This is a genomic window from Arthrobacter sp. 10N44_2 (genome assembly GCF_056394385.1).
On the sequence record NZ_JBFTHT010000004.1, the window covers coordinates 176,688 to 190,369 of the forward strand.

A 13,682-nucleotide genomic window follows, 5' to 3' on the forward strand; every position below is an offset into this window, starting at 1 on the left:
TAGACAGGTTCGTCTACGTGTGGGCATGACGCTATCAGACAGACCTGTCTACGGCAATAAGAGCATGCCGACGCCCCGTCCACCCCATCTCAGGCTGACAAAGATTGAAATCTGTCAGCTGATTGTTGTATGGTCATCGCATGACAACTTCCACTCTCGGCACCCCCCGCACCCTGGGCTCCACCGGCCCCAGCACCGCCGCCATCGGCCTCGGCCTGATGGGCATGTCAGATCTTTACGGCCCCGCCGACGACGCCGAGAGCGACGCCACGATCCAGGCCGCCCTCGACGCCGGAGTGACCCTGCTGGACACCGGCGACTTCTACGGCATGGGCCACAACGAAATGCTGCTGCGCGAGGCGATCCGCGGCCGCCGGCGCGAGAACGCCCAGATCAGCGTGAAGTTCGGCGTCCTGCGCGATGCCCGGGGCGGATGGAACGGCGTGGACACCCGTCCGGTGGCCATCAAGAACTTCCTGGCCTACACCCTCCGGCGCCTCGGCACCGACTACGTGGACATCTACCGGCCGGCCCGCCTGGATCCGTCCGTTCCGGTGGAAGAAACCGTGGGAGCACTGGCCGAGCTCGTGCAGCAGGGCCTGATCCGCCACATCGGCCTCTCGGAGGTCGGCGCCGACACCCTGCGCCGCGCCAACGCCGTCCACCCGGTCTCCGACCTCCAGATCGAGTACTCCCTCCTCTCCCGTGGCATCGAGCAGGACATCCTGCCGGTGGCGCGGGAGCTGGGCATCGGCATCACGGCATACGGCGTGCTGTCCCGCGGCCTGGTTTCCGGCCACTGGCCGGCCGCCGGAACTGGGAACCGGCGCGACTTCCGGGCCCACCTGCCCCGGTTCTCCGGCGAGAACCTGCAGCGGAACCTCGAGCTCGTCGAACGGCTCCGCGAAATCGCGGACCGCAAGGGCGCGACCGTCGCCCAGCTCGCCATCGCCTGGGTCCTCTCCCGCGGCGAGGACATCGTGCCCCTCGTCGGCGCGCGCCACCGCGAGCGGCTCACCGAATCGCTGGGAGCAGCCGAACTGGTCCTCTCCGGCGCGGACCTCGCGGAGATCGAGGCCGCCGTCCCGGCCGACGCCGCCGCGGGCACCCGCTACGACGCAGGCCAGATGGCCATGCTCGACAGCGAACGCCGGTGACCCCTGCCGCCGTCGTCCTGACGGAAGAGCGCATCCTCGACGCCGCGGAAGACGTGCTGCGGCGCTTTGGGCCGGCCAAGGCCACGGTGGTTGACGTCGCGAAGGCCCTGGGCGTCAGCCACGGCAGCGTGTACCGGCACTTCCCCACAAAGGTGGCGCTGCGGGACGCGGTGGCCCGGCGCTGGCTGGACCGCCTCGCGGAGCCGCTGGATCCCGCCCGCGATACGGACGGCCCTGCCGCGGAACGCCTGCTCCGCTGGCTCGAACGCCTCGCGGCCATCAAGCAGGGCATGGCGCTGAACGATCCGGAGCTGTTTGCCACGTTCGGCCAGCTGACCGCCGAGGCGCGGGAAGTGGTGGCGGCCCACGTTGACCACCTGGCCGCAGCGCTCACCGAGATCATTGCCGACGGCGTAAGCAGCGGCGAATTCGCCGTCCCGGATCCGGTGCCGGCCGGCCGCGCCGTCCTGCACGCCACGGCGCGGTTCCACCACCCGCTGCACGCTTCGGAATGGTCGGACCCCGCCATCGGGGCCGAGCTGCGCGAGGTCTGGCGGCTGCTCGTGCGGGGTCTGGCCGCCCGCCCGTAGCCGCCGGATCAGGCGGGGGCGGGCCGGCGGTACGTCATTGACGAGGTACAACGCGAATGACATTGCGGCGTAGACAGACTTGTCTGTGTACGATTGAGCCATGACCTCGCCAGCAGCCACTGCCGCCCCGGCTGCCCGCACCCCCGCCGGGCATGCCAGGGAGAAGATCCTGGCCACTGCCTTCCGGCTCTTCTACGCGCAGGGTTTCCGGGCCGCCGGCATCGACACCATCATCGCCGAGTCCGGCGTCGCGAAAGCCACGTTCTATAAGTACTTTCCGGCCAAGGACGACCTCATGCTGGCCTACCTGGAGAAGGTGGACAGCGTCTGGACCGGGCAGCTGCACGCCGCCGCCGAGGCCGCCGGCGAGGACCCGGCCGCGCAGCTCGTGGGCCTGTTCGATGCCCTGACAGCCGCCTGCCGGCGCGACGGCTACCGCGGTTGCGCTTTCATCAACGCGGCCGCCGAGTCGGCCGCCGGTACCCGGGTCCACGACCGGACCGTGGCCCACAAGCGGCAGATCCGCGCCTGGATCCGGGACCTCGCCGCGCGCGCGGGCGCCCGGGACCCGGACCAGCTCGCCCGCAGCCTGACCCTGGTACTCGACGGCGGCCTGGCAAGCGGGGTGCTCGACGGCGACCCGGCCGCGGCCGCCGCAGCCGGAACTACTGCCGCCCAGCTCGTTGCGGCCAGCCTTAAAACCCCACCTGCCACCAGCTGAAACCCCTTGGAGGTGCCCATGACCGCCCCTGAACCCGGGACTGGCTCGAAGCCCACGCCTGATGCAGTGCAGAACCCGCAGCTGGCCCGCTGGCAACGCTTCCGGAACAGCCGCAACACGGCCCTCGCCAGCGAGCACGGCTGGCTCACGCTGACCTCCTTCCAGTGGCTGGAAGGCGAGCCGGCCGCCGTCGAGCTCGCCCCCGGCCTCTGGTCCACGGACGGCACCGCGGCGTTCCTCACGGCCGCCGCGTCCGACGGCCTGACCCTCGTCGAAACCGGCGAACCCGTGGACGGGACCATCAGCGCTGTGCTCGCCGACGAGGAATCACTGATGTGGGTCCGGTACGGCGGCGACGACGGCCGCCAGGTGGTGGTGGAGCTCGCCATGCGGGCGGACAAGTACGCCATCCGCACCCGCGACTCCCAGTCGCCGGTGTTCACGGAGTTCGATGGCGTGCCCACCTTCGGCTTCCGCCCGGACCTGGTCATCGAGGCCCGGTTCATGCCCTACCCCGAGCCTGTGGATGTCCCGATCGGCACGGCCAACCCGCTCGTGGACGGGGTCCACCGCTCGGTCGGCGAGCTGGTCTTCCGGCTTCCCGGCGCGGACCACGAGATCCACCTGCAGGCCGAGGAGGAGAAGCTCGGCGCCCTGACGGTGACGTTCCACGACGAGACCAACGGGGAAAGTACGGACGAGTGGCGGAAGGTGTCCACCGCAAAACCCCGCCCGGACAATACCGTGGTCCTGGACTTCAACCGGGCCATCAACTACCCCAGCGCCTTCACCCCGTACGGCACCTGCCCCATGCCGGTGCGGAACAACAGCCTGGACGTGAAGATCGAGGCCGGCGAGAAGGAACCCGGCCTCTTCTAAACGGCTCGAAACGGTCTAAACGGTCAAAGCCGTCTTCTAGACGATCGCGGACACCCCGGTGACGGCGCGGCCCGTGATCAGGGTGTTGATCTCGAACGAGCCCTCGTAGGTGTAGATCGCCTCGGCGTCGGAGAAGATCTTGGCCATCCGGTAGTCGGTGACGATCCCGTTGCCGCCCAGCAGGGACCGGCCCATCGCGACGGTTTCGCGCATCCGGGCGCTGACATAGGACTTGGCGAGGGCCACCTGCGGCATGTCCGCGGCGCCGGCGTCCTGCAGCTGGGCGATCCGGACCATCATGCCCATGCTGGCCACGGCGTTGCCGAGCATGGTGACCAGCTGCTGCTGGACCAGTTGGAACTTTGCCAGCGGGCGGCCGAACTGCTGGCGTTCGACGGCGTACTGCCGGGCGACGTCGAACGCCGCGAGCTGCTGCCCCACACCTTGCCAGGCCACCATGATCCGGGAACCGCGCAGGAGTTCGTTGGTGTCCTCGAAGCTGCTGATCCCGGCGAAGCGGTCCGTTTCGGCCACCCGGACGTCGGTTAAGACGATGTCCGCGTTCTGCACCGTGCGCAGGGCAATCTTGTTCTCGATCCGGCTCCGGCTCACGCCCGGCAAGGTGGCGTCGACGATGAAGCCGCGGATGCCGCCGTCGGCCTCGTCCCGGGCCCAGACCAGCATGTAGTCGCAAAACGTGCCGTTGCCGATCCAGCGCTTGGCGCCGTTGAGCACCCAGATGTCGCCGCCGCCGGCCGCGCCGCCGGGGACCCGGCGGGCCCGGGTTTCCATGCCGCCGGCAACGTCCGATCCGTGGTCCGGTTCGGTGAGGGCAAAGGCACCGGTGGTGCGCAGGCTTGCCGCGTCCTCGAGCAGGCGCGCCTTCTGCTCCTCGGAGCCGAAGCCGTAGAGAGACTCCACGAAGAGGTCATGGTGGACCAGGAAGAAGGTGGCGAGCGAGGTGTCCACCCGGGTCATCTCGGCGATGACGATCCCGGCGAACAGGTTGCTGTAGCCGCGCTGGGCCGGGGCGCTGAGCTCCAAGGCGGCCAGCTTGGGCAGGATGTGGGCCGGGAATTCGGCCTTGTTCCACCAGTCCGTGGCGAACGGGGCAACCTCGACGGCCAGGAACTCGCGCAGCTGCGCCAGCTTGGCCCGCTCCGCCGTGCTGAGCAGGGCTTCGTAGTCGAAGAAGTCCGCCGTGGGCAGCCCCGCCACAGAGGGTGCGGCCACTGTCGGTGCGGCCAGGGCCGCCGTGGCGGCCGGCCCTGTCTCGGTCACTTCGGCAGCGGCCATCTCAGACCCGGTCATTTCGGGCCCATGCGGATGGCACCGTCGAGGCGGATTGTCTCGCCGTTGAGCATGGCGTTCTCCACAATGTGCGCGGCGAGGTTCGCGTATTCGGCCGGCCGGCCCAGCCGTGAGGGGTGCGGCACCTGCTGGCCCAGGGAGTCCTGCGCCTCCTGGGGCAGGCCGGCCATCATGGGAGTCTCGAAGATGCCCGGCGCGATGGTGACCACCCGGATCAGCGAGCGCGCGAGTTCGCGGGCAATCGGCAGCGTCATGGCGGCGACGGCGCCCTTGGAGGCGGCGTAGGCGGGCTGGCCGATCTGCCCGTCGAACGCGGCAACGGAGGCGGTGTTGATGATGACGCCACGTTCGGGGCCGCCGAGTTCCGTGGCGGCGGGCTCGGTGGCTGCCATGGCGGCCGCGGCGAGGCGGATCACGTTGAAGGTGCCCACGAGGTTGATCTGGATGACGCGGTTGAAGGCCTCCAGCGGGAGGACGCCGCCGCGGCCCAGGACCTTGCCGGGGGTGGCGATCCCCGCGCAGTTGACCACGATGCGCAGCGGGCCCAATGCTGAGGCGGCGTCGACGGCGGCCTGCACCTGCGCCTCGTCCGTGACGTCGGCCGGGACAAAGACGGCCCTGCGGCCGCCTCCGGCAGCAGCTTCTCCGGCGCCGGCAGCGGCGGATGCGGTCAGTTCGGCGGCAAAGGCGTCCCCGGCGGAACCCGGCAGGTCCACGAGGACCACCGACGCGCCGGCGTCGAACAGGCGCCTGGCCGTGGCCGCTCCGAGACCGGAGGCCCCGCCCGTGATCAGCGCGACAGTACCCTTGATGTCCATCCATCCTCCTTGATGTGGAACCGAACCCCGGCGGCGAAGCCCCGACGCGGCGGCGCCTGCAGAGGCGGCCCGCGGGGAACATTAGTTAGTGAATGTTAACTGGAATGCGGCCAATGCGCACCTTTGGGCCGCACACGCCGAGGGCGCAGTCACAGTCGCGGGCCGGACGGGCTCCCGCGATTACGCTTGAGCCATGACCCGAGCCGACGCCTCCGCCCCCAACTGGTCCTTCCGTGCGGACGAGGCCGCCCGCTCAGTGACCAGGCTCTTCGGGCAGCGGCTCTTTTTCCTCCCCGGGACCCACATCGCCGCGATCCTCCGGCCCTCGGGCCGGCTGAAGAACCTGTCCCGGCCCTGGCACTACTGGTGGCAGGCACACTACCTGGACTGCCTCGTGGACGCCGGCCGCCGGGAACTGGGGCCCCCCGGGCATCCGGGAGCCAAGTTCGACGGCGAGAACCGGCCCAGCGCCGGCCGGCTCGCCTCCCGGCTCGTCACAGGCATCCGGCTGCGCAATTTCCTCACGGTGGTCAACAACTACTACGACGACATGGCCTGGCTGGCCCTTGCCACGCTCCGGCTGGACAAGCTCGCCGAGGACACCCGCAAACACACCGGCCGGGAGCGCAACGCCAAGGTCCTGCAAAGCCTGACCCTGCAGTTCGACTCCGCTTCCACGGACGACCTCGGCGGCGGTACATTCTGGAGCACGAAGCGCGACTTCAAGAACACCCCCGCCACCGCACCCGTGGCCCTCTACTACGCGCGGACCGGCAACCGGACCAAGGCGCAGTCCCTGCTGGACTGGCTGGACGCCAGACTCTACGAGCCCAGACAGGGCCTGTACCGCGACGGCCTCCGGATTTCGGGAACGGGCGAGGCGGTGCTGGAAGAGACCATCTACACCTACAACCAGGGGCCCGTCCTCGGCGCCCTGCTGGAACTCGGGGGCGAGCCCAACCTCGGGCGTGCGGCCGCACTGGTGGACGCCGTGGCGGCCAACCTCACGCAGCCGGCCCCGCTGCTGGGCCGCACCGCCGCGGTGCTGCGCTGCGAGGGAACGGGCGACGGCGGGCTCTTCACGGGGATCCTCGTCCGCTACCTGGCCCTCGCCGCCGTCGACGAACGCCTCCCAGCCGAAACCCGGGCCACGGCGGCGGCGCTCGTGAACGATACGGCGGAGGCCCTCTGGGAGGGCCGCCGGATCCTCCCTCCGAACGACCGCCTCGCGCGCCGCGGCAGCCATCTGGTCTTCTCCGACCGCACCGACGCGCCGGCACGCCGCAGTTACCCGGAAGGCGCCGCCGTCGAGCTCTCCACGCAGCTGCAGGCCTGGATGGTGCTGGAGGCGGCCGCCTCGATCGCGCAGGCGCCCGCCCGATAACCCGGCGACAATTACGTCACGCAATAGTATCGTAATTGATGTGATCCTCATCACTTAAACCAGCCTCAGGTTGGTCGCTTAGGTTTGGCTAACCTACAGTCTTTCTTAGTGAGCATGCCCTAACTTCCCCGCTCACGGGGGGCAGGGCACTACGACGACTTCCTTGTAGAAAGTAGCCCCATGAAGATCCGCACCAACGCGCTGGCGGGCATCGCCCTGGCCGCCACTGCCGCCCTGGGCCTGGCCGCCTGCGGCTCTGGTTCCTCCGCCACGGCCGGCAGCAGCGCAGCCGCCAACGGCTCCGCCGCCGGCGAGATCACGGTCTATAACGCCCAGCACGAATCCCTGACCAAAGAGTGGATCGACGCCTTCACCGCCGAGACCGGCATCAAGGTGACCGTGCGCCAGGGCGACGACACCGAGATGTCCAACCAGATCGTGCAGGAAGGCCAGGCCTCACCGGCGGACGTCTTCCTCACCGAGAACTCCCCCGCCATGGCCCAGGTGGAAAACGCCGGCCTCTTCGCGGATGTGGACAAGGCCACCGTGGACCAGGTTCCCGCCGAATTCCGCCCCTCCACCAACAAGTGGACCGGCATCGCGGCCCGCTCCACCGTGCTGGTCTACGACAAGAACAAGATCAGCGCCGACAAGCTGCCCAAGTCCATGCTGGACCTGGCCAACCCCGAGTGGAAGGGCAAGTGGGCTGCCTCGCCGTCGGGCGCCGACTTCCAGGCGATCGTCTCGGCCCTGCTGGAACTCAAGGGCGAAGCCGCCACTGAGGCCTGGCTCAAGGGCATGAAGGAAAACTCCAAGCCGTACAAGGGCAACAGCACGGCCATGAAGGCCGTCAACGCCGGTGAAGTCGACGCCGCCCTGATCTACCACTACTACTACTACGGCGACCAGGCCAAGACCGGCGAGAACTCCAACAACGTCACGCCGTTCTACTTCAAGAACCAGGACCCGGGCGCCTTCGTCTCCATCTCCGGCGGCGGCGTGCTGAAGTCTGCCAAGAACGCCGCAGCGGCCCAGTCCTTCCTGAAGTTCATCACCGGCAAGAAGGGCCAGGAAGTGCTCCAGAAGGGCACCTCCTTCGAATACGCTGTCGGCTCGGACGTCCCGTCCAACGACAAGCTGGTTCCGCTCAAGGAGTTGCAGGCCCCCACCGTGGATCCCGCCAAACTCAATTCCGCCAAGGTCACCGAGCTGATGACCCAGGCAGGACTGCTGTAGCCGCAGTGACTAACAAGCTGGCGGTCCCAGGTCCCTCTGGGGATTTGACGACTGACACGACGACGGCGGGCAGGGGTAAACGCCCCCGCCCGCCTTTCGGCGTCTCTGTCGTGTCCATCATCGCGGTCCTGATCGCCCTGTTTTCCCTGGTGCCCCTGGCCTACGTGGTCTTCATGACAGCCTCCACCGGCTGGGACACCGCAATGGCCCTGATCTTCCGCCCGCGCGTGGGCGAACTCCTGCTCAACACGGTGCTGCTGACCGTGGTGACGGTGCCGCTGTGCCTCGTCCTGGGCGTCGGCGGCGCGTGGCTCGTCGAACGCACCAGCCTTGTGGGCCGCAAGTGGTGGGCCGTGCTGCTCGCCGCCCCGCTGGCCATCCCCGCCTTCGTCAACAGCTACGCGTGGGTTTCCGCGGTGCCGTCCCTTGGCGGGCTGTGGTCCGGGGTCCTGATCGCCACCCTGTCCTATTTCCCGCTCGTGTACATCCCGGCCGCCGCGACGCTCAGCCGCCTGGACCCGGCGATCGAACAGTCCGCCGCCTCGCTCGGCCTCGGCGCCTGGCGCGCGTTCTTCCGTGTGGTGCTCCCCCAGCTGCGCATCGCCATGACCGGAGGCGGGCTGCTGGTCGCGCTGCACCTGCTGGCCGAATACGGGGCCTTCGCGATGATCCGCTTCGACACCTTCACCACCGCGATCATGGTCCAGTACCAGTCCACGTTCAACGGCACCGCCGGGAACATGCTGGCCAGCGTGCTGGTGTTCCTCTGCCTGATCCTGCTGCTCGTGGAGGTCCGCAGCCGCGGCAGCGCCCGGTACGCCAGGATCGGCTCCGGGGCCCAGGCACGCGCCTTGCGGCTGCCCCTGCACGCCTACCAGCTCCCCGCCCAGCTGTCCCTGATCGCCCTCACCGGGCTGGCGTTCGGGCTGCCGCTGACGTTTGTGCTGCGCTGGATCGTCGCCGGCGGCCCGGAAATCTGGGCTGCCGAGGAATTCATGCCGGCCCTCCTGCAGACCTTGGCCTACGGCCTCGCGGCGGCCGTCGCCACCACCGTGGTCGCGTTCCCCATGGCTTACCTGGCCGTGCGGCGTCCCGGCTGGTTCAGCAAGTCCCTGGAGCTGTCCAACTACATCACCAGCTCCATGCCCGGGATCGTGGTGGGCCTGGCCTTCGTGACCGTGAGCATCCGGATGGTGCCCAGCATGTACCAGACGTCAGCGCTGCTCATCGCGGCCTACGTGCTGCTGTTCCTCCCCCGGGCCCTCGTGAACATCCGCTCGGGGCTGTCCCAGGCACCGAAGGAACTCGACGAGGCCGCCCAGGTGCTCGGCAAGCCGCCGCTGCTGGCCTTCCTGCGCGTGACGCTGCGGCTCACGGCCCCCGCCGCGGCTGGCGGCGCGGCCCTGGTGTTCCTGGGGATTGTCAACGAGCTCACCGCCACCCTCCTGCTCTCGCCCAACGGAACCCGCACCCTCGCCACCGAGTTCTGGAGCAAGAGCAGCGAGATCGACTACGCTGGCGCCGCCCCCTATGCGCTGCTGATGATCCTGATCTCGGCGCCCATGACCTATCTCCTCTTCCAGCAGTCCAAGAAAGTAGCCGGACAGTGACCGATGTTTACCCGTCGCGTGAGGCCCCCTCGCGCCTCCCCGGGCCGCGGGTCGCGGCTTCCGTGGCCACCAGCACCAACAGCCACCTGGAAATCGACGCGGTCACCAAGAACTTTGGGCCCCAGGCCGTCCTCAAGGGAGTCAACCTCTCCGTTGCCAAGGGCGGAACGACGGCGATCGTGGGACCCTCCGGCTCCGGCAAGACCACGCTCCTGCGCCTGATTGCCGGCTTCGAGCACCCGGACACCGGCAGCATCTCGCTCAACGGAAGCAAGGTGGCCGGGGAGAACGCCTGGGTCCCCGCCCACAAGCGGCACGTCGGCTACGTCGCCCAGGACGGCGCCCTGTTCCCGCACCTGACGGTCGGGCAGAACATCTCCTTCGGCCTGGACGCCACCCAACTGCCCGGCGGGCGCCGCGGCGTCAAGGCGCGGGTGGGCGAGCTGCTGGAAATGGTCTCACTGGACCCGGCCATGGCCAAGCGCCGCCCGCACCAGCTCTCCGGCGGCCAACAGCAGCGGGTTGCCCTCGCCCGGGCGCTGGCCCGCAAGCCCGCGCTCATGCTGCTGGACGAGCCCTTCTCCGCCCTGGACGCCGGCCTGCGGGTGGCCACCCGCCGCGCCGTGGCCCAGGTCCTGAAGGACGCCGGCGTCACCACGATCCTCGTCACGCATGACCAGGCCGAGGCGCTGTCCTTCGCCGACCAGGTGGCCGTGATGCGCGGCGGCAAGCTGGCCCAGATCGGCAACCCGTTCGTCGTCTACACGCGCCCGGCTGACCGCGCCACCGCCGAGTTCCTGGGCGACGCCGTGATCCTGGATGCCTGGATGGAAGGCTCCCTGGCCACGTGTTCGCTCGGCGGGATCCCCGTGCGCCGCCCGCCGGCCCAGGGCCGGGTCCAGCTGATGCTGCGGCCCGAGCAGATCCGCATTTCCGAGGACGGCCCCATCCGCGGCACGGTGGTGGACACGGACTACTTCGGCCCCGAAACCACGGTGCGGCTCCAACTCCCCGTCCCGCCGGTCCTTGCCGCCGGCGCCATCCCGGACCACCGCTACCCCGGCGGCGGGGAAATCATCACGATCCGGCACTGGAACGCCTCGATCGCCCGCCCCGGCACGGAGCTGCGGCTTCGCGTGGTGGGCGAAGCTGTCGCCTTTCCGATGGATGAGCAGCCGTAACGTCGGGATTCGGCATCCTGAAGCGTCTGTGCCCGAAGGCTCACCCGCGACGGGTGATTCCAGAGTGACTGGAGCGGTTGTCCGGGCGATGGGTTGACCGGTGATGCCCCGCGCACGAGAATGCGAACCATGAGTGATCATCGCGGCCTTTCCGAGCCGGCTCCGTTCACCGCCGGTGACTTCGCCGATCGGTTGCGGCGAGCAGCCCACGCCGCCCAGGATGCCGGGCTCGACGGCATCCTGGTCACTCCCGGACCGGACCTGCTGTACCTCACCGGGTATGCACCCGTGGCCATCACTGAACGCATCACCATGCTCGTGATCCCCGTCGACGCGGAGCCCGCCATGATCGTTCCGAGGCTCGAGAGGCCCGACGCGGAAGCGGCCGCCGGCGCCTCGAATCTGCGGATCACCGACTGGACCGACGGGAGCGACCCCTACACGGAATCTGCCACGCTGATGGCCGGCACCGGACGTTATGCCGTCTCTGACTCGGCCTGGGCCATGCACCTCCTCGGCCTGCAGCATCGACTGCCCAAGTCGTCCTACGTCTCGATGACGACCGCCCTGCCGATGCTTCGGGCGATCAAGGATGACGACGAGATCGAGCGGCTGGCGGCGGCCGGCGCGGCCGCAGACCAGGCGTATGAGGAGATCGTCACCGTGCGGTTCGCTGGGCGCAGCGAGACCGACGTCGGTTCTGATCTCGCCGACCTGCTTCGCCAGTTCGGTCATTCGCAGGTGGACTTCACCGTCGTCGGTTCGGGTCCGAATGGAGCCAACCCTCACCACGAGATCGGCCCGCGGATCATCGAGGACGGGGACATGGTGGTGCTCGACTTCGGCGGCCTCAAACACGGCTACGGATCAGACACGACGCGGACCGTGCACGTCGGCGAGCCCACCGCCGAGGAGCGCGAGGTTCACGACATCGTCAGACTCGCGCAGCAGGCCGGGTTCGAGGCCGTGCGTCCAGGCGTCGAGTGCCAGGAGATCGATCGCGTGTCCCGGGCGGTGATCACTGAAGCCGGCTACGGCGACTACTTCATTCACCGCGTCGGGCACGGAATCGGGCTGACGACTCACGAGCCGCCGTACATGGTCGAGGGCGAAACCCAGATCCTCCACCCCGGCATGTGCTTCTCGATCGAACCCGGAATCTACCTGCCGGGCAGGTTCGGCGTACGGATCGAGGACATTGTGACGGTCGTTCCCGACGGCGGACGGCGACTCAATCAGACCTCGCACGAGATGAGAATCGTCCACTAGTCAGCCGACCTGGTCCACGATCTGGCGTGGCCTCGGAACGAGACCGCTTCTGAGAGTCCTCAGGAGCGATCTCGTATTGGCCAGGCTGAGCGCCAGTCAGAACCCATGCGACCACCGATGCCGCCGTCAGGCGCGGTTCAGTGTCCATCGGGCAACCTTGATCTAAGTTCTTCTGCATGGGAAGCGATGGCCTGACGCTGGTCTCGGGTGAATCTTCTGGCCTGCATGTCGAGGACTGCCCGGCTGGGCACTTCTCCCACGCCCAACAGTTGACCCACGCGACGGATTGCTTCGTCCAAGTCCTCTGAATCCTCAATCACCTGGAAGACCTCGTCCCGCCGATCCATCGCCTGCACCAGAGCCTCGACGATCATCAACTGCTGTTCCCTCATCTGCCGGTCATGCTCATCCATGCCGCGATTCTTGCACGACCGCAGTCTTGGAGCATTTCCGTCCAGTTTGGGGATCGGCTTACGGGCGCTAGTGCGACACCGAGCGAGTTGTTGAGCTGGCCCCTCAGGTCAGGCCACGGCGGGGACTGGGGGGATGTCGTGTGTCCGGTTGGCGCGGCCCTTGACGAGGAAGATGGCAAGGAGCGCCAGGAGTATATAGGCCCAGTTGAAGAGCCCCGCGAGTGATATCAGTTCTTCCGCCCCAGCTGTGGCTGAGGTGGCGTCGATCCCACCGGTGGCGAGGAACGTTGTGGGGTCTGTGGCGGCATGCAGCAGGATGGCCCACGTGATCCGGCCCGTCGCGCGCATGGAGAGGTACATCATGGCACCGAATCCAAAGGTGTAGACGACGGTAACGGCAACAACCAGGGGGGCCATTCCGGTGAGGAGGTTTCCGCTGTGCAGCAGCGCGAAATACAGGGATGACAAGACAAAGACCAGTCGTTCGCCATAGCCGCCGTTTCGGAGCATGTTCACTACTATTCCTCGCGTGGCGAGTTCTTCAGTGAACCCCACACACAATCCGAAGAACGCCATAACCAGAACAAGCCCGATGGAGTAGGCGGACCAGTTGGTTGCCATCAGCCGTAGGAAGATTGGGATGACGACGAGGAGGACTGCGACCCACATCCAGGCCTTCCCGCGGACGGGTTGGGGACCGAAGATTTCCTTGACCCAGCCGAGAGAGCGAGCGAAGAGAAAGAGGAGTATTCCCGAGAGCAAGATAGGGAGTGCTAAACCTAGGAATGCGCTGAGCGGATCGCTCAGGGGGCTTCCCAGGTCGATGGAGCCCCCAACCAGTGCACCTATTCCCAGCCCGATCAGTTCGTACACGCCCCAATACACGGCGACGATCAGGAGCGCTTTCCACCACGTCCCCCGGTTCCAAAACCGGACCCACGTAGAACTGTTATTTTCCATGATTAGAACTTCCCTCCCCGTTCGTTCCCCCACTTAGTCGGGCCACCACGCTAAGAATAAGCGATCGAGCGGAAGCGAAAAGTTCTCTCTGATGTTCGGCAAATCATCTTTGGCCACCATGGCAACGTGACGAAGAGCGACCGCCAAGATGGT

Annotated in this window: 13 protein-coding genes; 9 read left to right on the forward strand and 4 right to left on the reverse strand. The window is 67.9% G+C overall.

What is annotated here, in order from left to right; all coding sequences use genetic code 11:
- Positions 1-140 precede the first annotated feature (140 nt).
- From AC1DBX_RS06820 to AC1DBX_RS06835, 4 genes are all read left to right on the forward strand, one after another.
- Positions 141-1,157, forward strand: coding sequence for an aldo/keto reductase (locus AC1DBX_RS06820; RefSeq protein ID WP_476931387.1), 1,017 nt, complete (start codon positions 141-143; stop codon positions 1,155-1,157).
- Positions 1,154-1,747, forward strand: coding sequence for a TetR/AcrR family transcriptional regulator (locus tag AC1DBX_RS06825; RefSeq protein WP_476850574.1), 594 nt, complete (start codon positions 1,154-1,156; stop codon positions 1,745-1,747). The genes AC1DBX_RS06820 and AC1DBX_RS06825 overlap by 4 nt, the downstream gene beginning before the upstream one ends.
- Positions 1,748-1,847: 100 nt before the next feature.
- Positions 1,848-2,468, forward strand: coding sequence for a TetR/AcrR family transcriptional regulator (locus AC1DBX_RS06830; protein ID WP_223914457.1), 621 nt, complete (start codon positions 1,848-1,850; stop codon positions 2,466-2,468).
- 18 nt (positions 2,469-2,486) lie between these two features.
- Positions 2,487-3,347: a DUF1684 domain-containing protein gene (locus tag AC1DBX_RS06835; protein WP_476931388.1), complete on the forward strand. Its 861-nt coding sequence runs from the start codon at positions 2,487-2,489 to the stop codon at positions 3,345-3,347.
- Positions 3,348-3,383: 36 nt separating this feature from the next.
- On the opposite strand, the gene AC1DBX_RS06840 is transcribed toward AC1DBX_RS06835, so the two are convergent.
- Together AC1DBX_RS06840 and AC1DBX_RS06845 are read right to left on the reverse strand one after the other, a co-directional pair.
- Complete coding sequence (locus tag AC1DBX_RS06840; protein WP_476931446.1) at positions 3,384-4,565, reverse strand: acyl-CoA dehydrogenase family protein; 1,182 nt, start codon at positions 4,563-4,565, stop codon at positions 3,384-3,386.
- 89 nt (positions 4,566-4,654) lie between these two features.
- Entirely contained in the window at positions 4,655-5,476 is an 822-nt protein-coding gene (locus AC1DBX_RS06845; protein ID WP_476860089.1) for an SDR family NAD(P)-dependent oxidoreductase, read from the reverse strand.
- Between the two features lie 193 nt (positions 5,477-5,669).
- On the opposite strand from AC1DBX_RS06845, the gene AC1DBX_RS06850 reads away from it, so the two are divergent.
- The 5 genes from AC1DBX_RS06850 to AC1DBX_RS06870 all read left to right on the forward strand — a co-directional run bounded on the left by AC1DBX_RS06850 (position 5,670) and on the right by AC1DBX_RS06870 (position 12,156).
- Positions 5,670-6,860 (forward strand): glycoside hydrolase family 76 protein, encoded by a 1,191-nt coding sequence (locus tag AC1DBX_RS06850; RefSeq protein ID WP_476931389.1) that lies wholly within the window; start codon positions 5,670-5,672, stop codon positions 6,858-6,860.
- 180 nt (positions 6,861-7,040) lie between these two features.
- Positions 7,041-8,096 carry an iron ABC transporter substrate-binding protein gene (locus AC1DBX_RS06855; protein WP_476931390.1) on the forward strand — a complete coding sequence of 352 codons (1,056 nt, stop codon included), beginning with the start codon at positions 7,041-7,043 and terminating at the stop codon, positions 8,094-8,096.
- 110 nt (positions 8,097-8,206) lie between these two features.
- On the forward strand, positions 8,207-9,706 hold the full coding sequence (locus tag AC1DBX_RS06860; protein ID WP_043436715.1) for an ABC transporter permease: 1,500 nt from the start codon (positions 8,207-8,209) through the stop codon (positions 9,704-9,706).
- The gene (locus tag AC1DBX_RS06865) at positions 9,703-10,887 is read left to right on the forward strand and encodes an ABC transporter ATP-binding protein (protein WP_476931391.1); all 1,185 of its coding nucleotides are present in this window, start codon (positions 9,703-9,705) and stop codon (positions 10,885-10,887) included. The genes AC1DBX_RS06860 and AC1DBX_RS06865 overlap by 4 nt, the downstream gene beginning before the upstream one ends.
- Before the next feature lie 129 nt (positions 10,888-11,016).
- Positions 11,017-12,156 carry an aminopeptidase P family protein gene (locus tag AC1DBX_RS06870; protein WP_476931392.1) on the forward strand — a complete coding sequence of 380 codons (1,140 nt, stop codon included), beginning with the start codon at positions 11,017-11,019 and terminating at the stop codon, positions 12,154-12,156.
- A gap of 137 nt (positions 12,157-12,293) precedes the next feature.
- Here the strand turns inward: AC1DBX_RS06870 and AC1DBX_RS06875 are convergent, their stop codons facing one another.
- Positions 12,294-12,569, reverse strand: coding sequence for a DNA gyrase subunit A (locus tag AC1DBX_RS06875; protein WP_476850567.1), 276 nt, complete (start codon positions 12,567-12,569; stop codon positions 12,294-12,296).
- Positions 12,570-12,677: 108 nt separating this feature from the next.
- Positions 12,678-13,529 (reverse strand): lysostaphin resistance A-like protein, encoded by an 852-nt coding sequence (locus AC1DBX_RS06880; protein WP_476860086.1) that lies wholly within the window; start codon positions 13,527-13,529, stop codon positions 12,678-12,680.
- Positions 13,530-13,682: the final 153 nt, after the last annotated feature.